This window comes from Stenotrophomonas sp. Sm2128 (assembly GCF_030985535.1).
Taxonomy (GTDB): Bacteria; Pseudomonadota; Gammaproteobacteria; order Xanthomonadales; family Xanthomonadaceae; genus Stenotrophomonas; species Stenotrophomonas maltophilia.
The window spans coordinates 1-22,573 of record NZ_JAPTFQ010000077.1 but is presented as its reverse complement, the minus strand read 5'-3'; the positions used below and the strand labels follow the sequence as shown (position 1 = coordinate 22,573).

General features: G+C 66.6%; 17 protein-coding genes and 1 riboswitch. Of the genes, 9 read left to right on the top strand and 8 right to left on the bottom strand.

Translation table 11 applies throughout. From position 1 onward, the window contains the following. Positions 1–260 precede the first annotated feature (260 nt). A complete protein-coding gene (locus O0K41_RS18360) occupies positions 261–1,256 on the top strand; it encodes an alpha/beta hydrolase (protein WP_088435945.1) in 996 nt (331 codons plus the stop codon). A 105-nt stretch (positions 1,257–1,361) separates the two neighbouring features. Here the strand turns inward: O0K41_RS18360 and O0K41_RS18355 are convergent, their stop codons facing one another. Genes O0K41_RS18355 through O0K41_RS18345 form a run of 3 tightly spaced genes read right to left on the bottom strand, consistent with a single transcriptional unit; the run spans position 1,362 to position 4,689 of the window. Further along, positions 1,362–2,429 (bottom strand): homoserine dehydrogenase, encoded by a 1,068-nt coding sequence (locus O0K41_RS18355; protein WP_049451506.1) that lies wholly within the window; start codon positions 2,427–2,429, stop codon positions 1,362–1,364. Further along, entirely contained in the window at positions 2,426–3,661 is a 1,236-nt protein-coding gene (locus O0K41_RS18350; protein WP_164222956.1) for an O-succinylhomoserine (thiol)-lyase, read from the bottom strand. The genes O0K41_RS18355 and O0K41_RS18350 overlap by 4 nt, the downstream gene beginning before the upstream one ends. After that, complete coding sequence (locus tag O0K41_RS18345; RefSeq protein ID WP_005410679.1) at positions 3,658–4,689, bottom strand: homoserine O-succinyltransferase; 1,032 nt, start codon at positions 4,687–4,689, stop codon at positions 3,658–3,660. Before O0K41_RS18345 ends, O0K41_RS18350 begins: the two co-directional genes overlap by 4 nt. Positions 4,690–4,766: 77 nt before the next feature. Next, a riboswitch (SAM riboswitch) is annotated at positions 4,767–4,885 on the bottom strand. A 148-nt stretch (positions 4,886–5,033) separates the two neighbouring features. Here O0K41_RS18345 and O0K41_RS18340 point away from each other — a divergent pair. The 4 genes from O0K41_RS18340 to O0K41_RS18325 all read left to right on the top strand — a co-directional run bounded on the left by O0K41_RS18340 (position 5,034) and on the right by O0K41_RS18325 (position 10,442). Beyond that, positions 5,034–5,915 (top strand): M23 family metallopeptidase, encoded by an 882-nt coding sequence (locus tag O0K41_RS18340; RefSeq protein ID WP_164222959.1) that lies wholly within the window; start codon positions 5,034–5,036, stop codon positions 5,913–5,915. A gap of 66 nt (positions 5,916–5,981) precedes the next feature. Continuing rightward, complete coding sequence (locus O0K41_RS18335) at positions 5,982–7,586, top strand: peptide chain release factor 3 (RefSeq protein ID WP_005410681.1); 1,605 nt, start codon at positions 5,982–5,984, stop codon at positions 7,584–7,586. A 160-nt stretch (positions 7,587–7,746) separates the two neighbouring features. Next, positions 7,747–8,385 (top strand): hemolysin III family protein, encoded by a 639-nt coding sequence (locus O0K41_RS18330; protein ID WP_005410682.1) that lies wholly within the window; start codon positions 7,747–7,749, stop codon positions 8,383–8,385. A gap of 83 nt (positions 8,386–8,468) precedes the next feature. Then, complete coding sequence (locus O0K41_RS18325; RefSeq protein ID WP_049451512.1) at positions 8,469–10,442, top strand: AsmA family protein; 1,974 nt, start codon at positions 8,469–8,471, stop codon at positions 10,440–10,442. A 416-nt stretch (positions 10,443–10,858) separates the two neighbouring features. Here O0K41_RS18325 and O0K41_RS18320 read toward each other — a convergent pair whose 3' ends face one another. The 3 genes from O0K41_RS18320 to mtgA are packed head-to-tail and all read right to left on the bottom strand — an operon-like array spanning position 10,859 to position 13,065. Then, positions 10,859–11,290, bottom strand: a complete 432-nt coding sequence (locus O0K41_RS18320; protein ID WP_033834030.1) for a CBS domain-containing protein — start codon at positions 11,288–11,290, stop codon at positions 10,859–10,861. After that, positions 11,250–12,269 carry a glycosyltransferase family 2 protein gene (locus tag O0K41_RS18315; protein WP_005410685.1) on the bottom strand — a complete coding sequence of 340 codons (1,020 nt, stop codon included), beginning with the start codon at positions 12,267–12,269 and terminating at the stop codon, positions 11,250–11,252. The genes O0K41_RS18320 and O0K41_RS18315 overlap by 41 nt, the downstream gene beginning before the upstream one ends. Positions 12,270–12,315: 46 nt before the next feature. After that, entirely contained in the window at positions 12,316–13,065 is a 750-nt protein-coding gene (gene mtgA / locus O0K41_RS18310) for a monofunctional biosynthetic peptidoglycan transglycosylase (protein WP_005410686.1), read from the bottom strand. A gap of 77 nt (positions 13,066–13,142) precedes the next feature. Between mtgA and O0K41_RS18305 the strand changes: the two genes are divergently transcribed. Then, complete coding sequence (locus tag O0K41_RS18305) at positions 13,143–14,036, top strand: Hsp33 family molecular chaperone HslO (protein WP_049451514.1); 894 nt, start codon at positions 13,143–13,145, stop codon at positions 14,034–14,036. Between the two features lie 149 nt (positions 14,037–14,185). Continuing rightward, positions 14,186–14,998 carry a hypothetical protein gene (locus O0K41_RS18300; protein WP_024956328.1) on the top strand — a complete coding sequence of 271 codons (813 nt, stop codon included), beginning with the start codon at positions 14,186–14,188 and terminating at the stop codon, positions 14,996–14,998. Between the two features lie 219 nt (positions 14,999–15,217). Here O0K41_RS18300 and O0K41_RS18295 read toward each other — a convergent pair whose 3' ends face one another. Both O0K41_RS18295 and O0K41_RS18290 read right to left on the bottom strand, forming a co-directional pair. Next, on the bottom strand, positions 15,218–18,175 hold the full coding sequence (locus O0K41_RS18295) for a TonB-dependent receptor (RefSeq protein WP_005414239.1): 2,958 nt from the start codon (positions 18,173–18,175) through the stop codon (positions 15,218–15,220). A gap of 230 nt (positions 18,176–18,405) precedes the next feature. Beyond that, positions 18,406–19,005, bottom strand: a complete 600-nt coding sequence (locus O0K41_RS18290) for a TetR/AcrR family transcriptional regulator (RefSeq protein WP_005410690.1) — start codon at positions 19,003–19,005, stop codon at positions 18,406–18,408. A 141-nt stretch (positions 19,006–19,146) separates the two neighbouring features. On the opposite strand from O0K41_RS18290, the gene O0K41_RS18285 reads away from it, so the two are divergent. Both O0K41_RS18285 and O0K41_RS18280 read left to right on the top strand, forming a co-directional pair. Beyond that, positions 19,147–20,064 carry an alpha/beta hydrolase gene (locus O0K41_RS18285; protein WP_088435943.1) on the top strand — a complete coding sequence of 306 codons (918 nt, stop codon included), beginning with the start codon at positions 19,147–19,149 and terminating at the stop codon, positions 20,062–20,064. After that, on the top strand, positions 20,061–22,538 hold the full coding sequence (locus tag O0K41_RS18280) for an acyl-CoA dehydrogenase (RefSeq protein WP_005410692.1): 2,478 nt from the start codon (positions 20,061–20,063) through the stop codon (positions 22,536–22,538). Before O0K41_RS18285 ends, O0K41_RS18280 begins: the two co-directional genes overlap by 4 nt. The last annotated feature ends 35 nt before the right edge of the window (positions 22,539–22,573 follow it).

The following is a 22,573-nucleotide window of genomic DNA, read 5'->3' as shown; positions in this document are numbered from 1 at the left end:
ACCCCGCGGGGGGGGGGGGGGGTTATCGTTATTGTTGTGTTGGGGCGCCGGGGCCCGGGGGCGCGGGGGCGGGGCCACAGGTAGAGTCGACCGTTGGTCGACTATCGCGCGCAGCGCGGGATTTTCGCTCGTTGTGGTGAAGGTAGTCGACTAACAGTCGACTCTACCCAGTCGACTCTACCTCGTCGCCCTTGCCGGGTCGGACGACACCGTCACTACGTTCCGGTTAGGCTCGGGGCTCCCCTATCCAGGACCGCCCCATGCGCGTGATCGCTGCCGCCCTGCTTGCCTGCCTTCCACTGCCTGCGCTGGCCGCGCCCACTTACGGGCCGCGGCTGGAGGGTTTCGACTACGGCTATCCGGTGAAGACCTTCGCGCTGGAATCGCAGCGGCAGCCGCTGGAAATGGCCTACCTCGACATCGCGCCGAAGAAGGCACCCATCGGCGTGGTGGTGCTGCTGCACGGCAAGAACTTCTGTGCCGCCACCTGGAAGGAATCGATCAAGCCACTGGTTGCCGCCGGCTACCGGGTGATCGCCCCGGACCAGGTGGGCTTCTGCAAATCCAGCAAGCCCGAGCGGTACCAGTATTCGTTCGCGCAGCTGGCCGCCAACACCCATGCCCTGCTGCAACAGCTGCAACTGGGTGATGTCCCGGTGCACCTGGTCGGTCATTCGATGGGCGGCATGCTGGCGGTGCGCTATGCGCTGATGTTCCCGCAGGACCTGCGCAGCCTGTCACTGGTCAACCCGATCGGGCTGGAAGACTGGAAGGCGCTGGGTGTTCCCTGGCGCAGCGTGGACACGTGGTACGCCGGCGAAATGAACATCAGCTATGACAGCATCCGCCGCTACCAGCTGGATGTGTACTACGACGGCAAATGGAAGCCGGCGTATGAACCGTGGGCACGGATGCAGTCGGGCATGTACGAAGGGCCCGGCAAGCAGGCCGTTGCATGGAGCCAGGCACTGGCCTCGGACATGGTGTTCAACCAGCCGGTGGTCTACGAACTCAAGAATGTTCAGGTGCCGACCACGCTGTTCATCGGCCAGAAGGACCGCACCGCGATCGGTCGCGACCTGGCGCCACCAGCGGTGAAGGCGACGCTGGGCAACTATCCGGTGCTCGGGAAGGCGGCAGCCGCGGCGATTCCCGGCGCGACGCTGATCGAGTTCGCCGAACTGGGCCATTCGCCGCAGGTGCAGGACGCGAAGCAGTTCAACGCGGCGTTGCTGAAGGCATTGAAGGCGCATTGAACGGCAGCCCTCCCCTGTAGAGTCGCGCCATGCTCGGCTTATCCGGCAAGAGGGATCTCGCCAGTAGCAGCCGAGCATGGGCTCGGCTCTACAGAAGCAGTGCGATCAGCCGACGATCCGCAGCACGTCATCCAGCAACGCGGCGGCAGTGACTTCCGCGCCCGCGCCCGGGCCCTGGATCAACAACGGCTGGCGGTGATAGCGATCGCTGTGGATGGCCACGCGGTTGTCGGTGCCCGCGCCCTGCGCCAACGGGTGATCGGCAGGCAACTCACGCAGGCCCACCTGCGCACCCTCGCCATCGACACGGCCAACGAAACGCAGCACGCGGCCATTGTCATGCGCCTGCTGCCAGCGCGCCTGCAACGGCGCATCCAGCTGCTCGAGCGCCGCCACCGCGTCCTCCAGCGGCAGCGCTGCCAGCGCTTCAGGCACCAGTGAATCCACCTCTACCTGCGACGCATCCAGCGCCAACCCACTGCTGCGGGCCAGAATCAGCAGCTTGCGACGCACGTCTTCACCGGAAAGGTCCAGGCGCGGATCCGGCTCGGTGTAGCCGGCAGCCAGCGCCTCGCGCACCGCCACCGAGAACGGCGACTGGCCGTCATAACGATGGAACAGCCACGCCAGCGAACCGGACAGCACGCCTTCGATGGCATGGATGTGATCGCCACCGGCTACCAGTGCACGCAGGCTGCTCAACAGCGGCAGGCCCGCGCCCACCGTCGCGCTGTCGCCATAGCGTGCGCCACTGTCGGCACAGCTTTCCGCAATGGCCTGCGCGCGGGCCAGCTGCGCACCACGCCCCAGCTTGTTGGCGGTCACCACATGCACGCCCCGCGCCAGCCACTGCACGTGGCGCGCGGCCACGTCTTCACTGGCGGTGGCGTCGACCACCACGTCGCCACGCTCCAGTCCTTCGGCACTCGCCCACGGTGGCGAACTCTGGCCATCGCGCGGTGCACGCCGTGCCAGTTCCAGCGGCAAGGCCAGGTCACGATCGATCTCCAGCGCAGTGCGTGAATTGGCCAGCCACTGCACGCTGGGCAGTTCCAGCCCACGCGCCCGCAATGCCTGGTAACGCTGTACGAAGGCCGAGCCGACCGTGCCGGTGCCCAGCAGCGCCAGGCGTCCCACGCCCAGAGCAGGAATTTCTGCGGCGAGCGCGCTCATGCATCCACCACCTGTTTGCGGCGCGCAGCCGCATCAATCACCGCTTCGGCACGCTGCAGCGCGGCGCCGAGATCGGCCAACAGGTCACGCTCGGCCTCGATGCCAACCGACAGGCGCAGCAGGCCTTCGCTGATGCCGGCCGCGGCACGCGCTTCGGCGGTCATCGCCGCATGGGTCATGGTGGCGGGATGCGCGATCAGGCTTTCGACGCCGCCCAGCGATTCGGCCAGCGTGAAACAGCGCAGGCCATCGACGAACGCGCGCACCGCCGCGTGCGGATCATCACCCGCGCAGTGCGCCAGTTCGAACGACAGCATCGCGCCGAAGCCACTCTGCTGGCGAGCAGCGATGGAGTGGCCCGGGTGATCAGCCAGACCCGGATAATAGACGCGGCCGACCGCCGGATGCTGGTCCAGCAGCGCAACGATCGACGTGGTGTTCTCCTGATGCACGCGCAGGCGCGCATCCAGCGTGCGCAGGCCGCGCAGGGTCAGGAAGGCATCGAACGGCGAACCCGTCAGGCCCAGCGCGTTGCCCCACCACACCAGCTGCTCATGCAGTGCCGGATCGCGCGCGACGACCGCACCGCCCACCACGTCGCTGTGGCCGTTGATGTACTTGGTGGTGGAATGCAGCACCAGATCCGCGCCGAATGACAGTGGTTGCTGCAGGGCCGGCGACAGGAAGGTGTTGTCGACCACAACCAGAGCACCTGCCTTGTGCGCGGCATCGATGACGAAGCGCAGGTCGGTGATGCGCAGCAGCGGATTGGACGGCGTTTCCACCAGCACCAGCTTCGGCTGGGTGGCCAGCGCCTGCGACAGCGCGCGCGGCTCGGTCAGGTCGGCGGTGACCAGTTCGAAATGGCCCTTCTTCGCCAGCGCATTGAACAGACGCCAGCTGCCACCGTACGCGTCGTGCGGCACGACCAGGGTATCGCCCGGCTGAAGCAGCGCGTTCAGCACCAGGTTGATCGCGCCCATGCCGGTGGCGGTGATCACGCCGCCCGCACCGCCTTCCAGCTCGGCCAGCGCTTCACCCAACAGGTCGCGGGTCGGGTTGCCACTGCGCGTGTAGTCGTACTGGCGCTTGTTGCCGAAGCCTTCAAAACTGAAGTTCGACGACAGCACGATCGGCGGCGTGACCGCGCCATGCGCGGTGTCCCGATCGATGCCGGCACGGACGGCGGCAGTGGTGCGGCTACAGGACGGCTCGTTGGCGTGCAGGCTCATGCGGACTCTCCAGAGGTGCGGAAGGCGGTGGCGAGGATCGCGTCGATGCGATCGGTTTCTTTGAGGAAGGCGTCGTGGCCGTAGGGCGAGCGCAGCACGCGCAGGCTTCCGCGCGGCCCCAGCCCCTCGACCAGGCCGACCAGGTCGGCCAGCGGCACCAAGCGGTCACCCTCCACCGCGACCACCACGGTCGGCGGCAGGATGGCCGCGGGGTCCACGCGGTGCAGGTCGATCGATTCGGACAGGCGCAGGTAGGCGGTCACCGGCGTGCGCGCGACGTACTGCGCGCCGGCGGCGTCCAGATAGTCCTCGGCGGCGACCCGCACGCGGCCGTTGATCACTTCCGGCGCGGCGTCGAAGCGCTCGCCGAACTCTTCCGGGGTGCGGTAGCTGAGCATGGCGAACTGCCGGGCCAGCGCCAGGCCGTGGTCTTCGCCGCACTGCAGTTGGCCGAGGGCGACGGCGCGGCGCTGCAGTGCGCGCCAGGCCGCGGCATACGGGTGCGGACGATGCGCGCCGCTGGCCAGCACCAGCTGGCGCACCCGGGCTCGATGACGGATTGCGAACTGCTGGCCGACCAGCGCGCCATACGAGTAGCCGACGAAGGCCTTCAACGTGCGGATACCCAGATGATCCAGCAGCAGTGCCAGCGCATCGGCCTGGTCAGCGGTATCGATCGGCACGTCCAGCGCACCGTCGGCCCCGATGAAGTCGAACGCCAGTACGCGCAACTGCTGCGGATCCAGCGTGCGACCACTGCCGACCAGGTCTTCGGCCCAGCCCTTCTCGCTGAACTGTGCGTTGGACGCCACATGGCGATGGGCGGAAATGCCGCCGGCCAGCACCACCACCGGCGCATTGGCCGGGCCGACCCACTCATAGCGCAGGCGCACCGGGCTGGGGCCAGCGTGACGCATCGACAGCACCGCGGCGAACTCACCGCGCTCGGCATGCACGCGGTCTTCGACCGGCACGCTGACGGGAACAAAGGGTTCGGGGCGAACGGCGGTACTGGCAGCGAAGCTCATGGCGGGATCCGGTTGGGGAATCGGCCATCGAGCCTTCGCGGGGCTCGCGTTCGAGATGCACGTGCGGTGCATGGATCGAACCATCTTTCGGTGGACGCCACGGTCCCCGCAGGATTTGGCACCTACGCGAACGCTTTCGCATCCGCGGGCTGCCCCGGCTTCAAAGGGCCTGTCCCTCTGCCGGTCTCGATGGTGAGGCCACGATGCCAGCGCTTCCGGGCGCTGTCAATCCCTTCATGCGGATAAAGCGATGAATATTTTCACGACAGGTATGCGAGAGGCGTCGCGGTCGCTCCGTTCAGGATCGGGTACAGTCCGGACGGTCCGTTTTACTGAATCCGCTGATGCCATGCCTGCCCTTGACCTGCCTGCTCCTACCGCTGCTGGCCAGCGCCTCTGCCGGCGCCAGCGACTGGCGCCAGGGCTGGGGGATGCTGCCGAAGGCGCCTGCCCCCGCCAGCGCCGACGCAAAGGCCCCCCTTCCGATGGCCCAGCTGCGCCTGCAGTCGATCGGCGAACAGTGGCAGGCCCGGATCGACAACACCCTGGCCGGGCCGTTGCAGATCGAACTGCGCGCCGCCCCTGGACACCCGGTCGACGGCTTGCCGGTGCAGTCACTGATACAGGGCGACAGCAGCCTGGTAGTCGGCCACCTCCCCGCGCCGGTCAACGGCCGGATGCTGGACCTGCGCCTGCAGTCGGTACCAGGCAACCCCGCCGCACAGGCCGAGGATGTGGCCTACCGCCTGCCCTTCGATGATGCACGCCCGCGCGTGGACCAGGCGCCGCAGGGCCGGTTCAGCCACGACGACGAGGAAAACCGCGACGCGGTCGACTTCGCACTGCCGGAGGGCACACTGGTGCTGGCCGCGCGCGAGGGCACGGTGATGCAGATCCAGGATGGCTTCCGAGGCAACGGCCAGGACCGCGAACGTGATGGTGCCCGCGCCAACTTCATCCGCGTGCTGCACAGCGACGGCAGCATGGCCCTGTACGGCCACCTGCAGGCCGGCGGCATGCGCGTGCGTCGCGGCCAGGCGGTGGGCGCCGGGCAGCCCATCGGCCTGTCCGGCAACAGCGGCTTCAGCAGCGCACCGCACCTGCACTTCGTGGTGCAGGTCAACCGCGGCATGGGCCTGCGTTCGGTGCCGGCACGCATCTTCGCCGAGCAGGGCCAGCTGCAGTTCGCCCGCCAGGGCGAGGCCGAGGGCGGCATCGGGCGCTGAACGGCCCCGGCCGGTATAATCGGGCGCTTATCTCTTTGAAAAGCGCCCCGGGCGGGCGCCAATGCCATGTCCGAAGTCGCCAACGAAGCGTCGCGTCGCCGCACCTTCGCCATCATTTCCCACCCTGACGCCGGCAAGACCACGCTGACCGAAAAGCTGCTGCTGTTCGGAGGCGCGATCCAGATGGCCGGTTCGGTCAAGGGCCGCAAGGCCGCCCGCCACGCCACCTCCGACTGGATGGCATTGGAAAAGGAACGCGGCATCTCCGTCACCTCTTCGGTGATGCAGTTCCCGTATGAAGACAAGATCGTCAACCTGCTCGACACCCCCGGCCACGCCGACTTCGGCGAGGACACCTACCGCGTGCTGACTGCGGTGGACTCGGCGCTGATGGTGATCGACGTGGCCAAGGGCGTGGAAGAGCGCACCATCAAGCTGATGGAAGTGTGCCGCCTGCGCGATACCCCGATCATGACCTTCATCAACAAGCTCGACCGCGAGGGCAAGGACCCGATCGAGCTGCTGGATGAAGTGGAAACCGTGCTGGGCATCCAGTGCGCGCCGGTCACCTGGCCGATCGGCATGGGCCAGCGCCTGAAGGGCGTGGTCCACCTGCTCACCGGCGAAGTGCACCTGTACGAGCCGGGCCGCAACTTCACCCGCCAGGATTCGACCATCTTCCCGTCCATCGATGCCCCCGGCCTGGCCGAGAAGATCGGTGCACAGATGCTGGCCGACCTGCGCGACGAACTGGAACTGGTGCAGGGTGCCAGCCACCCGTTCGACCTGGAGGCCTACCGCGCCGGCAAGCAGACCCCGGTGTTCTTCGGCTCGGGCGTGAACAACTTCGGCGTGCAGCCGCTGCTGGACTTCTTCGTCGAGCATGCGCCGTCGCCGCAGGCACGGTCCACCACCGGCCGCGAGATCGCCCCGGAAGAGAACAAGCTGACCGGCTTCGTGTTCAAGATCCAGGCCAACATGGACCCGCAGCACCGCGACCGCGTCGCGTTCATGCGCGTCTGCTCGGGCCGCTTCAGCGCTGGCATGAAGACCTTCCACGTGCGCACCGGCAAGGAAATGAAGCTGGCCAACGCACTGACCTTCATGGCCAGCGACCGTGAGATCGCCGCCGAAGCCTGGCCGGGCGATGTGATCGGCATCCACAACCACGGCACCATTTCCATCGGCGATACCTTTACCGAAGGCGAAGCGGTCACCTTCACCGGCATCCCCAACTTCGCCCCTGAACTGTTCCGCCGCGCGCGCCTGCGCGATCCGCTCAAGCTCAAGCAGCTGCAGAAGGGACTGGCCCAGCTGTCCGAAGAAGGCGCGACCCAGTTCTTCCGCCCTCTCACCAGCAACGACCTGATCCTGGGTGCGGTGGGTGTGCTGCAGTTCGACGTGGCGGCCTATCGCCTGAAGGACGAGTACGGCGTGGAAGCCACCTTCGAGCCGGTCAGCGTGACCACCGCGCGTTGGGTCCACTGCAGCAACGAGAAGAAGCTGGAAGAGTTCCGCGAGAAGAATGCGCTGAACCTGGCACTGGATGCAGCCGGCCACCTGGTCTACCTGGCACCGACCCGGGTCAACCTGCAGCTGGCGCAGGAACGCTCGCCGGACGTGCGTTTCTCGGCCACCCGCGAAGCGGCGCATACCGTTTCGGTGGGCTGATGCCACGGGGTCGGATCCCTTTCCGGCAGGAAAGGGCTCTGACCCCAGCCAACGCAAGGCAGGCATTCACCCACCATACGGTGACAGGCGTGCACGTATCGCCCATCGCGGCGATGATAAGGGGGTGCGGGTCCCCCTCCCCGCGAACAATGCCTACGCCATGTCCACGACGTCCATTGCTTCGATCCGTGAAGAAATCGCCAGCGCCCTGACCCATGGCCTGGGCGCGGTATTCGCCCTGGCCGCCAGCGCGGTGTTGATCACCCTGGCTGCGATCTACGGCGACGGCTGGCAGCTGGCCAGCGCGATCGTGTTCGGCATCGCGCTGTTGCTGCTGTACACCGCCTCCACGCTGTACCACGCCATCCAGCATCCGGTCGCCAAGGGCCGGTTGAAGGTATTCGACCACTGCGCGATCTATGTGCTGATCGCGGGCACCTATACCCCGTTCACGCTGATCGGCCTGCGCGGTCCGTGGGGCTGGGGCCTGTTCACCGCGATCTGGGCGCTGGCGCTGGGCGGCGTGGTGTTCAAGCTGTTCTACACCGGCCGTTTCAAGGTGCTCTCAACGGTGATCTACATCGCCATGGGCTGGCTGGTGGTCGTGGCGATCAAGCCGATGTGGGCCTCGATCGATGGCGGCACCCTCACCTGGCTGTTCGCCGGCGGCCTGTCGTATACGCTGGGGACCTACTTCTACCACCGTGAATCGATCCCGTACTCGCATGCCATCTGGCACCTGTTCGTGATCGGCGGCAGCGTCTGCCACTTCGTCGCGGTCACCATGCAGGTGCTGTAAACGGCCGCTCGACGGCGGCGTGTGCACGCCATGCACATGGTCGCTTCGCGCCCTGTCCACGAACAGGGGGCAACCATGGCAGCGTGAATGCTGCCGCCTCCCCTGCCGCAAAGCGCACGTCCCGTTGGCGCCTCCGCCGCCCCGGCCCACGAGGCCGGCGCTGGCTCACGATCCTGGTCTTCCTGCTGGCGGCGATCCTGATACTGCTCGCGTTGTGGGACTGGAACTGGTTCAAGGGACCGGTGGAGCGCGCGGTACAGGCACGCACCGGCCGAGTGCTGCGCATCGGGAACCTTGATGTCGACCTCGGCCGCACCAGCACGATCCGCGCCGATGCGATCACCTTCGCCAATGCCAGCTGGGCGAAACAACCTGAGATGGCCAGCGCAGACCGCGTCGAGATCGACGTGCGGGTCTGGCCCCTGCTGCGCGGCAGCGTGCAGCTGCCCGAGGTGCGCCTGACCCGGCCGGACGTGCTGCTGGAAACCGCCCCGCGCAAGGGCGAGCCGGGCAACTGGGACTTCCTCGGTGACAGCGCCGGCGGCACAAGCCCGCAGCTCAAACGCCTGCGCATCGACGATGGTCGGCTGCAGTTCATCGATGCACTGGGCCGCACCGACATCCGCGTGGGCGTGCGCAGCGGTCAGCCGAAACAGGCCGATGCCTCGCCGCCGCTGCTGGTGCAGGGCAAAGGCCACTGGCAGGGCAACCCGTTCACCCTGCGCGGTGGCACCGAATCTCCGCTGGAACTGACCGACAGCGACCACCCGTTCCGCATCCACCTCGACGGTCGCGCCGGCGCTACCCACGCGGTGGCCAGTGGCACGCTGACCAATCCGTTCCAGCTGCGGGTGTTCGACCTGCAGTTCGCACTCAGCGGGCAGGACCTGTCGGACCTGTACCCGCTGCTCGGCATTGCCATCCCGCCCTCACCGCCCTACGCCTTGGACGGACGGCTGAAGCGCGACCACAACGTCTGGCGCTACGACAGCTTCACCGGAAAGGTCGGTGACAGCGACCTCGCTGGCAACCTGCAGTTCGAGGTGGGACGCGACCGTCCACGGCTGACCGCGACACTGGAATCCAGGCGCCTGGACTTCGATGACCTGGCCGGCTTCGTGGGAGCGCCACCGAAGACCGGCGGCGGCGAAACCGCGAATGCGGAACAAAAGGCACAGGCCGCCCGCATCGCCGCCAGCAGCCGGGTATTGCCCGACACGCCCTACAATCTGGGCAAACTGCGTGCGATGGATGCCGACGTGCGCTGGAAGGCCCACCGTATCAACGCGCCCTCGTTGCCACTGGACGACATGGACGCGCACCTGCTGCTGGATGACGGCGTGCTGCGGCTGGACCCGCTGAACTTCGGCGTGGCCGGCGGCGATATCCGCAGCACGATCCGCATGGATGCACGCCAGGCGCAGATTCGCACTGCGTTGAGGGCCAGCGTACGCGGCGTGCAGCTGGGCCAGCTTTTCCCGGATGCGAAGCTGGCCGAGCAGGCCAAGGGCGGCATCGGCGGCGAAGTGGACCTGAGCGGGCGCGGCAACTCGATCGCCGCCATGCTCGGCAGCAGCAGCGGCAAGGTCGGGCTGGCGATGGGCCGTGGCCATGTCGGCAACCTGGTGATGGAACTGGCCGGGCTGGATATCACCGAATCACTGAAGTTCCTGGTGACCGGTGACAAGCAGATTCCGCTGCGCTGCGCCTTCGCCGACTTCGGTGTGCAGGACGGTCTGATGACCAGCCAGGCACTGGCGGTGGACACCACTGATACCATCCTCATCGGCGAAGGCACGGTCAGCCTGCGCGACGAGACCCTGGACCTGCTGCTGAAACCGCGCCCGAAGGACAAGAGCATCCTGGTACTGCGGTCACCGTTGCATATCAGCGGCACGTTCAAGGACCCGTCGTTCCGCCCTGACTTCAAGGCGTTGGGTATTCGTGGCGCGGTGGCCCTGGCACTGGGCAGCATTGCCCCGCCGGCAGCGCTGCTGGCTACGATTGAACTGGGGCCGGGCAAGGATGCCAACTGCGGTGGGCAGTATGCGAAGTAGGATTACAGCGTTGTTCGCGGCGCCTCTTTTTCCGCGCGTAAAGCCGGAGCAAGGCGACAGGCTGGACACGCCGTAAATACGTTCCTGTAGGCTTGGTCGGCGCATCCATGCGCATCACGGTCCTGCCTGCCGCCTTGCTCCGGCTCCCGACAGTTTCCTGCGCGCGCAGAACGAGAGCGAAGTTCAAAGTCAAAAGAAGGAGCGGAATCAAAAGCCAATGCCAACCAAGGTTGGCATCTACCAGGAGCGGGGGACCGGCACTGAAACGCACCGCGCTCGCGGGAACGTGTCCAGAGGCTGAGGGCCCTGCCCAGCCGCACCCTCCGCCTCCCAACGTATCAGGAAGGCGCTGCTTTGGCTTTGGCTTTGAGCTTCGAAAAGCGGGCCGGCGGGCCGCAGGCCCGCCAGCGACACCCTCACCCGGCGACGATGTACTGCTGCAGCTGATCCAGCTCGCGCCGCTGCGCATCGATCACCGACTTCACCAGGTCGCCAATGGAAATCACCCCCAGCACCTGCACGCCCTCCACCACCGGCAGGTGGCGGATGCGGTAGTCGGTCACCAGCTGCAGGCAATGCTCCACCTGTTCGCCCGGCGACACCGTCACCACCTGCGTCGTCATGATCTCGGCCACCGCCGTATCGCGCGAAGAACGATCACGCAACACGATCTTGCGCGCGTAATCGCGCTCCGAAAGGATCCCGACCAACCGCGGCCCGTCCATCACCAGGACCGCGCCAATGCCCTTTTCCGCCATCAACCGGATCGCATCGATCACCGCCGCATCCGGCGCGACCGCATGTACTTCAGGAGACTTGCCGTCCAACAGTTGCCGTACCGTGGTCATCTGCCTGCCCTCCGAGGGTGGGTTGCAGGGCCGAGTCTGCCACGGCGGATGCTAGCCACGCGTCAACCAGGTACAACGGCCGCTGCTTGGACTCTTCGTACAGGCGCCCCAGGTACTCACCGATCAGGCCCAGCGCAATCAACTGCACCCCGCCCAGGAACAGGATCACCGCCATCATCGTCGGCCAGCCCGCCACCCGGTCGCCGTACAGCGCGGCCTTGACGATCACCCACATGCCGAACACGAAGGCCACCGCCGCGGTTGCCAGCCCCAAGTAGGTCGCCGCGCGCAGGGGCACGGTCGAGAACCCGGTGATGCCTTCCAGGGCGAAGTTCCACAGCCGCCACAGGCTGAACTTGCTGGTGCCGGCCACGCGTGCGTGGCGGTGGTAGGGCACCGCCACGCGCTTGAAACCCACCCAGCTGAAAAGCCCCTTCATGAAACGATGGCGCTCACGCATCTCGCGCAGCGCACTCAGCGCGCGTGGTGACAGCAGGCGGAAATCCCCGGTGTCGGCCGGGATCGGCGTACGCGAAAGGCGCCCCATCACGCGGTAGAAGATCGCCGCCGTGGCACGCTTGATCCAGGCCTCGCCATCGCGCGCCAGGCGCGTGCCATAGACGTTGTCATGGCCCTCGCGCCAGCGCGCGACGAACTGCGGCACAAGCTCCGGCGGGTCCTGGCCATCGGCATCCAGGATCATCGCCGCCCCTTCGCGCACCAGATCCAGGCCAGCGGTCAGTGCGGCTTCCTTGCCGAAATTGCGCGACAGCTTCAGCGCGGAGACCCGCGCGTCGGATTGGGCCAGGCGGGCGATCACCTCCCAGGTCCCGTCATGGCTGCCGTCGTCCACGTACAGAATGTGGCCGTCGATGTCGGGCAGCGCGTCGAGCACCGCGCACAACCGCGGATGCAGCAACGGCAGTGCCAGGGCCTCGTTGTAGGCGGCGATGACGAAAGTGAGCCGTTCGCGGGTCATGCCCGGATTGTACGTTGCCGCCGGCCGTAGATCAGGCGGCGCGCGCTCACTCTTCCGAAAGGTACGCGGCCCCGCCCAGCTGCCGTGCCTGGCGCTGGATCCAGGCGGCGCGCCGCTGCACGTACGGCCCTGGCTTTGCGGCGTTGTAGCGCCGCGGTGCCGGCAGCACCGCCGCCAACCGCGCGCTATCGGCCGGGCTCAACCTGGCCGCGTCCTTGCCCCAGAACTTCTGCGCCGCCGCCTGAGCTCCGTACACGCCATCACCGAACTCGGCGATGTTGGCGTACATCTCCAGGATGCGCTCCTTTGGCCACAGCGCTTCGATCAGCACGGTGTACCAGACCTCCAGCCCCTTGCGGATCCAGCTGCGGCCCTGCCAGAGGAACAGGTTCTTGGCCACCTGCTGGCTGATCGTGCTGGCGCCACGCAGTCGCCCGCCCTTGGCATTGTGGTCGCGGGCCTTCTCGATGGCCTGCAGGTCGAAGCCGTTGTGGTCGGGGAAACGCTGGTCCTCGGCGGCCACCAGCGAAATCGGCAGGCTCGGCGCCATCTGGTCAAGGTCGCGCCACTGGTAATGCAGGCGATAGGACCAATCGGCCTCGCCCAGCGCCTCGCCATAGCGCCACAGCATCACCATGGACACGGGCGGGTCGATGAACCGCAGCACCAGGACCTGCAGGCAGCTGAAAGCAGCCAGCAGCACCGGCAGCCACAGCAGCCGTTTCCAGCGCCAGCGCCTGCGGCGTGGGCCTTCTACGACAGCTTCCACCTTGTGCTGCTCTCCCCCTGCCCCCATTACTGGTGCATCCTTCTTCTATCTGGTTGTCGGCGCATTATCCGGCAACTGCCCCCGTTTACGCGCGATGTGAGCCGATGACCGCCAACTCCGATTCCCTGATCCGCTTCCTGCTCCCCGACGCCGGCGTCCGCGGCGTCCACGTGCACCTGCAGGCCACCTGGCAGGAAATCCTGTCCCACGCCGAGTACCCGGATACCGCCGCCGAACTGCTCGGCGAGGCCTGCGTGGCCTCGGCGCTGTTCACCGGCCATACCAAGATCGATGGACGCCTGTCGATCCAGCTGCGCAGCAGCACTGCCCTGCGCACCCTGTTCGCCGAATGCACCGCCGCCGGCACCCTGCGCGGCATCGCCCAGCTCAGCGAAGGCGGCGACGCGCCGCGCGACCTGTCCAGCCTGGGCGATGACGCGATCCTCGCCATCACCATCGAGAACCCCGGCCTGGACCCGCGTGAACCCCAGCGCTACCAGAGCCTGGTCGGACTGACCGCACCGGAACTGGACGAGGCCTTCGAGGACTACTTCCGCCAGTCCGAGCAGCTGCCGACCCGCCTGCTGCTGGCGGCCGACCGCAATGGTGCCGCCGGCCTGCTGCTGCAGAAGCTGCCGGGCGACGAGGGCGACGAGGACGGCTGGGCGCGCGCCAGCGCCCTGTTCGAGACCCTGGGCAAGGCCGAACTGCTGGCCACCCCGGCCGAGCAGCTGCTGCACCGCCTGTTCCACGAAGAGAAGCCGGCGTTGATGGGCGAAAAGCCGCTGTCCTTTGCCTGCTCCTGTTCCCGCGAGCGGGTGGCGGCGATGCTGCAGTCGCTGGGTGAGGAAGAGGCCTGTGCAGCGGCTGCAGACACCGGCGCCGTCGAGGTCCGTTGCGAATTCTGCGGGCGTGAGTATCACTTTCCATTGACGGAGTTCGGCATACTGTTCCACGGCGCCCAGGGGGCTGTACCGGCGCCTGAACGGCTTCAATGAACGGCAGTCTTGTACCTGGGGAGGATCAAGGCTTGTTAAGAATTCATAAACACCCTAGGATCAAGTTCCCGTCCCCACGGGAACTTCCGTTGTCCGTCCCTGTCTGAACTGGTCCGATGCGTACCTTCCTGCGTCTACCGCTGGCCATGATGATCGCCCTTGGCGCGATCACGGGCGTGCATGCGCAGAGCAAGGACACCCGCACCGTGCTGCCGGTATGGAACAAGGGCAGCGGCAAGGTCGAGGCCCTGCTGTACCTGGAGCCGACCGGTGAGCAGGCGGCCGGGGCGCGTTGGCATTTCGGCCGCAACTCGCTGGATGCGGCCTTTGGCCTGTCCTCCGGCGATTCGCTGGGCCTGCTCTGCAGCAGCAGCGGGACCAGCATGAGCGGTCTGGCCAGCCACTGCATGCTGGCCAGCCTCGGCGACGAGGACGACCTCAACAGCCGGCGTTTCACCGGCACCGCCGCATTGAACCGTGGCAGCAGCCGCCTCGGCATCACCGCCGGCACCGGCCGTGAAACCCTGCCGGCATGGCTGGCAGGCCCGAACAAGACCCCTTCGCTGCGCGCCGAGCAGAATGACCTGACCGTGTTCGCGCAGAAGAACATCGGCCGCGAAGGCTTCGTGTCCATCGCCGGCACCTACGCCAAGGCCCGCCTGGTACCGCTGGCCGACGCCTCGCCGGCCATTGCCGACCGCTGGGACAGCAAGAGCCTGAGCATCGGCGCCGGCTACGGCAATTTCACCGGCAGCATCATCGGCCGCGTCATCGACGTGCCCGGCAAGCCCGGCAAGTGGGAAGGCCTGGGTATCGGCCTGACCTGGCGCACGCCATGGTCCGGCCAGCTCACCGTGGGCGCCGAGAACGTGATCAGCCGCGGTAAGAATCCGTTCTCGCCACGCAACGAAAGCAACGACGACGGCACCGTGCCGTACGTGCGCTACGAGCAGGACCTGTAAGCTCCCTGCTGCCTCACCGCGACGTTTCCGCGCGCGCTCCCTTCGCCCATCCCCGTAATGACACCTCGCCGCCACCACGCGGCGATGCGCAAGCGCCTGTGCGCGGCCTGGTCCAGCACGGCTGCGCAAAGGCCTGCGCCATCAAGCCTGGCTGCCCCATGAAAAAAGCCACGCCCCTTTCGGGGCGTGGCCATGTCACACGTACATATTACGCCGCGATCAGAAGCGCTGGGTGTACTTCATGTACAGGAAGCGACCGATGTCGAAGCCACCGTAGTAGGAGACGTTCGCGCTCGGCTGGCTGTACATGGTCGGGCCCACGCGGCCGAACACGTTGTTGGCACCCACGGCCACGGTCGCATTCCACGGTGCGTTCCAGCGCAGCTGGACGTCGTTGAACACGGTCGCGCCACGCTGGTTGGTCGCGCTGCCCACCGCCACGCCCTGGTTGTTCGGCGAAGCGTAGTTCGGCAGGTTGCACTCTTCCGGGAACGTCACGGCGCTCAGGCACGATTCCTTCATGCCGGAGAAGTAACGGACGGTCCAGCTGGCGCCGAAGTCACCCATTTCCCAACCCAGGTTCAGGTTCGAACGCACGCGGAAGGCGCCGCCCGCCCAGCCCACGCCGGTGCGGGGATTCGGGTGGGTGACCGGGTTCTTGGTGGTGACCAGGTCATCACGCGAGGTGTAGGTGCTGGTCCACTGCGCGCTGAAGTTGCCGAAACGATCGGTCGGCAGGCGGTAGCTGACATCCAGGTCGAAGCCTTCCACCTCGCGGTAACCGGCGTTGATGCCGGTGCGCTTGAGGTTGTTGACGATGCCGGTCACCGGGTCACGCGTGAACGCCGAGCAGCGTGCCGCGATGTCGTTGATGTAGCAGTCGTTGAGGATCAGGTTGGCCGTGTCCGAGATGATGGTGTTCTCGACGCGGATTTCCCACCAGTCCAGCGACATGTTGAAGTTCTGGATGAAACCCGGGCTCCAGACGAAGCCCAGGGTCTTGGACGTCGAGGTTTCCGGGGTCAGCTGGTCGTTGGAGCCGGAGACGAAGGCCAGCGGGGTCTGCGACGATGCAGCGGTGGTCGGGGTGAAGCCCTGCTGCTGCTGGCGGAAGTTGGCTGCATTTACGCCGGCCGGCAGTGCGGCGGCGCAACGGGCACGCACCGCAGGATTGGTGCGCGCCGCACCGTAGACCGAATCGCACGGATCGGTGAAGAAGTCGAACGACTGCGAACCGCCGCTGTACAGGTCGGCGATGGTCGGGGCACGGAAGCCTTCCGCCCAGGTACCGCGGATGAGCAGCGAGTCGATCGGCTTCCACTTGAAGCCGAACTTGCTGTTCAGCGTGGTGCCGAAGGTGTCGTAGTCCGAATGGCGGGTGGCCGCGTTGAGGCTCAGCTCGCGGGCGCCCGGCAGGTCGGCCAGGATCGGCACGTTGAACTCGGCATAGACTTCGTCAACCTTGTAGCCACCACCGGTGGGGAAGTTGGCCAGGCCGGAGGTGTTGCCCGACTGCACCAGCGCGTCCGGGCTGAAGCTGCCGGTTTCCTTGCGGTGCTCGACACCCACGGCGAAGCCCAGGTCGCCGGCAGGCAGGGTGAACAGGCTGCCGGCCAGGTTGGCGGTGATGACCTTGGTGGTGGTCTCGGCGGTGGAGTGCGCGGACGGGAACAGCAGGTTCTGCAGGGCGGTGTTGCCGGTCAATGCGCCGTTGGCACCGTTGCTCTGGATGCCGGCGTGCAGGAACGGGTTGTACGGCACGCACTGGTTCAGCCCGATCGGGTTGGCCACGGTACCGCACTGCGCCACGCCGCTGCTGTTGATGAAGGACGGACCCACCGCCGCACGCAGCGCGGTCAGGTTGAGGTCGCCGGTGCTGGTCTGGACCAGCTTGTTGTTGTTGTACAGGTAGCCGACATCCCAGTCGAACAGGCGGTCGGAGAACTCGAAGCTGCCTTCCAGGCCGCCGCTGAAGCGGAAGGTGGTCAGCTCGGCGCGGGTGTTGCGCGGCACTTCCGAAGTACGACGCCACCAGTTGGCGATGTCAGCACCCAGCGGATTGAACACACTGCTGGCCGAAATCGGCGAACCGAAGGCCAGTGCGCCGTACGGGTAGCCGGCGATCTGGCGGTTCGAATCGCGGAAGCTGTACAGCATGTTGGTGCGCAGGCGCACGTTGTCGGTCAGGTCGTAGATGCCATCGACGAACACTGCACGGCGTTCCTGCGGGGTACGCAGGTCGGTCTGCAGGTTGGTGTTGGTCTTGTCCTTGGTGGAGAAGCTGTTGACGTTCTGCGCGACGTAGTCGGCCTTGTTGTTCGCGTTGCCACCCTCACGCAGGATCACGCGCACTTCGCGGTTCGGGTTGGATGCGCTGGCGGCCGGATAGGTGACGCCCGGCAGGCCATCGGCCGGACGGCTGACGAAACCGCCGAACTCACCCACGGTGGTCCAACCGAAGTCAGGGTGGTTGGAGCTGCGCGGGAACGCACCGTACGGACGATCGGCCGCCCGCACCTTGTCTTCCTTGGCGTACTCGGCACCGATGGTCAGCGAACCGCGCTCACCCTTCACGCCCATGGTGAAGTCCATGGTGCGGGTGGCACCGTCGCCTTCACTGTACTGGCCGTAGTAGACGCTGCCGGTGGCGCCTTCGAAGTTGGTACGGGTGATGATGTTGATGACGCCGGCGATGGCATCGGAACCGTAGATCGACGAAGCGCCGTCCTTCAGCACTTCGATGCGCTCGATGGCCGAGACCGGCACGGTCGAGATGTCCTGCAGGCCACCGGTGGTGATGCCCAGGCGCTTGCCGTTGAGCAGCACCAGGGTGCGGGTGGCGCCCAGGTCACGCAGGCTGATGTAGGTGCCGCCGACGGCTTCGCCCGAGGACAGGGGCTGGGCACGGCTGATCGGCGGCGTACCCACGGCGCTGATGTTCTGCAGGATGTCAGCGACCGACGAGAAGCCCTGCTTCTCGATGTCAGCGCGGTTGAGGGTCAGGACCGGCTGGGCGGTTTCGACGTCGACGGTACGGATGCGCGAACCGGTGACTTCGATGCGGTCCAGGTTGGTGGCGGTCTGGGCAGACGCCACCCCGGTACCGGCAACGGATGCGGCGCTGGCGGCCAGCGCAACGCACACTGCATCGCGCAGCTTGTTGCTGTTCAACTTCATGGGCTCTCTCTCCATGGATCTTGGGTTGTGTGCTGAGTCCAACCGACGTGCCCCAAAAGGGAGGCACAAAAAACGGCTGGTGACCCGATAGTAGCCACACTTGATCTGGAATTAAAGAGTCGTTAAGAAAATGCCCAAATCGCGTGAAACCAGCCTCACCACGACATACGTTGGCGCATTGAGGTCGCCTGCAAGGCGCATTCGGCACTTGCAGGGCGCCATTCTCCCATTCAGCTGGGAATGAGCGTCTCGATCAGATGCTCGACATAGGCCTCGAAATCCTCGCGGGCCTGCTTGGGCTGCTGCAGCTGCAGCGACAGCTGCAGGAAGCCGACGTAGGCGGCATAGGCCAGGCGCGCGCGATGCCGTGCATCGGTGGAGCTGAGCCCGGCTTGGCGGAACGAAGCAACCAGGTAGTCGAGCCGGCGCTGCGAAACGCGGTCGATCACCGGGCGCACCATCGGGTGGTCCAACGCCTTCAGCAGTTCGCTGTAGATGATGTGCGGCTGCACTTCGTGCGCGACCATCTGGAACAGCTGGCGCAGGCGCACGCGCGGATCCGGCACGTCCTCCAGGCTGCCGAACACCTGTTCCTGTTCGAACAGTTCCCAGCGTTCCAGCGCCGCCTGCAGCAGTGCATCACGCGAGGGGAAGTGCCAGTAGAAACTGCCCTTGGTCACACCCAGGCGCCGCGCCAACGGTTCCACCGCGACGGCACCCACACCTTGTTCAGCAATCAGATCGAGAGCGGCCTGGGCCCAGTCTTCGGCACTCAGGCGGCTGTTGCGGCCGGCGCGCGGTTCGCCGGCGGAAGCGTCAGGTTGATTCATGGGCTGATTTAACCATACGCCGGGGTTCGTTGCAGTACGCGGTTGCGGCCGAAACCGTCGCGACGCCCGCCTGGGCACCTGCCGCAGCGCACCATACCGTGCAGTATTGACTTCCCTCGCAAGCGATCCATACTAGAAAGTATGGTTACGTCCCCTACTCCCGCTGCGTTCCATGATCTTCGCCTGGAGGCCGCCCATGGCACACGCCTGGCCGCAACCGCCAGCGACCACGGCCGCCGTGGCCGCGTGTTGTTCGCGCATGGCTTCGGCCAGACCCGGCACGCATGGAACGCCACCGCGCGGGCCCTGTCTGCGGCGGGGCTGCAGACGCTGGCCTACGACGCCCGTGGCCACGGCGATTCGGACTGGAATTCTGCCGAACTGCCCTATCACGGCGAGCAGTTCGCTGATGACCTGATCGTGCTGGCCGGGGAACAGCCACGCCCGCCGGTGCTGGTCGCAGCCTCGATGGGCGGCCTGTTCGGCCTGCTGGCCGAATCGCGCTGGCCGGGCCTGTTCTCGGCGATGGTGCTGGTGGACATCACCCCGCGTTGGGATACCGCCGGTGTTGAACGCATCCTGGCCTTCATGACCGCCCATCCCGACGGCTTTGCCTCGCTCACCCAGGCCGCCGACGTGATCTCGGCCTACATGCCGCACCGTCCGCGCAAATCCGAGCAGTCGCTGCGCGCACTGCTGCGCGAGGACGGCCACGGCCGCTGGCGTTGGCACTGGGACCCGCGCCTGGTGGCTGAACTGGCGCGCGACAGCGAGCAGCACCAGGATGCGCTGGCCGAGGCCGCACGCCAGGTGAAGTGCCCGCTGCTGCTGGTCAGCGGCGGCCGAAGCGACCTGGTCACGCCACAGACCGTGGCCGAATTCCTGGCGTTGGCGCCGCACGCGCGTCATGTACAGCTGCCGCAGGCCACGCACATGGTCGCCGGCGATGACAACGACGCCTTTACCGCTACTGTGTTGGACTATCTGGACGTGTTGCCCGCAGCGGATGCTGCAGCTTCGTCCGCCACAAACGAGCACGTCACCGGAGCACGCTCATGAGCATCGTTCTTCCCTTCCTCGCCCTGCTGCTGGCAGGCGCGTTCGTCGCCTACCACCGCATGCGGCTGGTTACCTGGACGCTGATCAGCGTGGCCCTGCTGGTCGCCTGCTGGTTCATTCCCTACGTCAACCAGACCGCCACGATCGTGGCTGCCGCCGTATTGGCCGTCATCGCCGTGCCGCTGCTGCTGCCGTTCATCCGCAAGCCGCTGCTGACCGGCCCGATGATGAAGGTGTTCCGCAAGGTGCTGCCGCCGCTGTCGCAGACCGAGCGCATCGCGCTGGAAACCGGCTCGGTTGGCTTCGAGGGCGAACTGTTCACCGGTGATCCGGACTGGAACATCCTGCTCAATTACCCCAAGCCGCAGCTGACCGCCGAAGAACAGGCCTTCCTCGATGGCCCGGTCGAAGAGCTGTGCACGATGGTCAACGACTGGGAAATCACCCACGTCCACGCTGACCTGCCGCCGGAGCTGTGGGCCTTCATCAAGAAGAACAAGTTCTTCGGCATGATCATCCCGAAGGAATATGGCGGCCTGGGCTTCTCTGCGCTGGCCCACCACAAGGTGATCCAGAAGCTGGCCTCGGTGTCCTCGGTGGTCAGCTCCACCGTCGGTGTGCCCAACTCGCTGGGCCCGGGTGAACTGCTGGTGCATTACGGCACCCAGGAACAGAAGGACCAGTACCTGCCGCGCCTGGCCGATGGCCGCGAAGTGCCCTGCTTCGGCCTGACCGGTCCGTTCGCCGGCTCCGACGCCACCTCGATTCCGGACTACGGCATCGTCTGCAGGGGCGAGTGGAACGGCGAGCAGGTGCTCGGCGTCAAGCTGACCTTCGACAAGCGTTACATCACCCTGGCCCCGGTCGCTTCGCTGATCGGCCTGGCCTTCCGCATGTACGACCCGGATGGCCTGATCGGCGACACCCGCGACATCGGCATCACCCTGGGCCTGCTGCCGCGCGACACCGCCGGCGTTGAAATCGGCCGTCGCCACTTCCCGCTGAACTCGACGTTCCAGAACGGCCCGATCCGCGGCAAGGACGTGTTCATTCCGCTGACCCAGCTGATCGGTGGCGCGGCCATGGCCGGCAAGGGCTGGAACATGCTCAACGAGTGCCTGGCCGTGGGCCGCTCGATCACCCTGCCGTCCACCGCCAGTGGCGGAGCCAAGGCCGGTGCCGCCGTGACCGGCGCCTATGCACGCATCCGCAAGCAGTTCGGCCTGTCGGTCGGCCGCTTCGAAGGCGTGGAAGAAGCGCTGGCCCGCATCGGCGGCAAGGCGTACAAGATCAGCGCGCTGTCGCAGGCCACCGCTGCTGCAGTCGACCGTGGTGACGTGCCGTCGGTACCGTCGGCGATCGCCAAGTACCACTGCACCACCATGAGCCGCGAAGTGATCTCGGACATGATGGACGTGATCGGCGGCAAGGGCATCATCCTGGGGCCGCGCAACTTCGCCGGCCGCAGCTGGCAGGCCGCGCCAATCGCGATCACCGTGGAAGGCGCCAACATCATGACCCGCAGCCTGCTGATCTTCGGCCAGGGTGCGATCCTCTGCCACCCGTGGGTACTGAAGGAAATGAAGGCCGCGCAGGATCCGGATACCCGTGCCGGCCTGCAGGACTTCGACCGCAGCCTGTTCGGCCACATCCGCTTCGGCATCTCCAATGCCGTGCGCTCGTTCTGGTTCGGCCTGACCGGGGCACGCTTCGGTGCCGCCCCGGGTGACGCCTACACCCGCCGCTACTTCCGCAAGCTGGACCGTTACTCGGCCAACCTGGCGCTGATGGCCGACATCTCGATGATGACCCTCGGCGGCAAGCTGAAGTTCAAGGAATCGCTGTCCGGCCGCCTGGGCGACGTGCTGAGCCACGTCTACATGACCAGCGCCATGCTCAAGCGCTACCACGACGAGGGCGCACCGCAGGCCGACCAGCCGCTGCTGGCCTGGGCCTTCCATGACAGCGTGCACAAGATCGAGGAATCGCTGTCGGCGGCCCTGCGCAACTTCCCGATCCGTCCGATCGGCTGGCTGATGTGGGCGCTGATCTTCCCGCTGGGCCGTCGTGCCGAGGCCCCGGGCGACCGCCTGAGCCGCCGCGTCGCCGCCCTGCTGATGGCGCCGAACGAAGCCCGCGACCGCCTGGCCAGTGGTGTGTTCCTGACCCCGTGCGAGAACAACCCGGGTGGCCGCATCAACAGCTACCTGAGCAAGGCGATCATGGCCGAGCCGGTGGAGCGCAAGTTCCTGAAGGCGCTGAAGAGCAAGGGCATCGAGGCGCTGGACTTCAAGAGCCAGCTGGACGAAGCCGTGGCCGAGGGCGTGATCACCCAGGACGAGCGCAGCCTGCTGGAAGAGCTGCGCACGCTGACTCTGGATACGATCACCGTGGACGACTTCGACACCCACGAACTGCGCGCGGCCAGCTACTACGACCGCCAGCACAAGGATCCGCATTCGCAGGCCGCCTGATCGCCCGCGATACGCGTTGCCTTCGACGGCGGGCC

Coding starts and splice junctions, on each gene's coding strand:
- O0K41_RS18355 (WP_049451506.1), bottom strand. CDS start 2,429: ATGAGCGCGCTCGCCGCAGAAATTCCTGCTCTGGGCGTGGGACGCCTG.
- O0K41_RS18300 (WP_024956328.1), top strand. CDS start 14,186: ATGATCGCCCTTGGCGCGATCACGGGCGTGCATGCGCAGAGCAAGGAC.
- mtgA (WP_005410686.1), bottom strand. CDS start 13,065: ATGGGGGCAGGGGGAGAGCAGCACAAGGTGGAAGCTGTCGTAGAAGGC.
- O0K41_RS18335 (WP_005410681.1), top strand. CDS start 5,982: ATGTCCGAAGTCGCCAACGAAGCGTCGCGTCGCCGCACCTTCGCCATC.
- O0K41_RS18285 (WP_088435943.1), top strand. CDS start 19,147: ATGGTTACGTCCCCTACTCCCGCTGCGTTCCATGATCTTCGCCTGGAG.
- O0K41_RS18350 (WP_164222956.1), bottom strand. CDS start 3,661: ATGAGCCTGCACGCCAACGAGCCGTCCTGTAGCCGCACCACTGCCGCC.
- O0K41_RS18305 (WP_049451514.1), top strand. CDS start 13,143: ATGACCGCCAACTCCGATTCCCTGATCCGCTTCCTGCTCCCCGACGCC.
- O0K41_RS18320 (WP_033834030.1), bottom strand. CDS start 11,290: ATGACCACGGTACGGCAACTGTTGGACGGCAAGTCTCCTGAAGTACAT.
- O0K41_RS18360 (WP_088435945.1), top strand. CDS start 261: ATGCGCGTGATCGCTGCCGCCCTGCTTGCCTGCCTTCCACTGCCTGCG.
- O0K41_RS18290 (WP_005410690.1), bottom strand. CDS start 19,005: ATGAATCAACCTGACGCTTCCGCCGGCGAACCGCGCGCCGGCCGCAAC.
- O0K41_RS18280 (WP_005410692.1), top strand. CDS start 20,061: ATGAGCATCGTTCTTCCCTTCCTCGCCCTGCTGCTGGCAGGCGCGTTC.
- O0K41_RS18330 (WP_005410682.1), top strand. CDS start 7,747: ATGTCCACGACGTCCATTGCTTCGATCCGTGAAGAAATCGCCAGCGCC.
- O0K41_RS18340 (WP_164222959.1), top strand. CDS start 5,034: ATGCCATGCCTGCCCTTGACCTGCCTGCTCCTACCGCTGCTGGCCAGC.
- O0K41_RS18315 (WP_005410685.1), bottom strand. CDS start 12,269: ATGACCCGCGAACGGCTCACTTTCGTCATCGCCGCCTACAACGAGGCC.
- O0K41_RS18345 (WP_005410679.1), bottom strand. CDS start 4,689: ATGAGCTTCGCTGCCAGTACCGCCGTTCGCCCCGAACCCTTTGTTCCC.
- O0K41_RS18295 (WP_005414239.1), bottom strand. CDS start 18,175: ATGAAGTTGAACAGCAACAAGCTGCGCGATGCAGTGTGCGTTGCGCTG.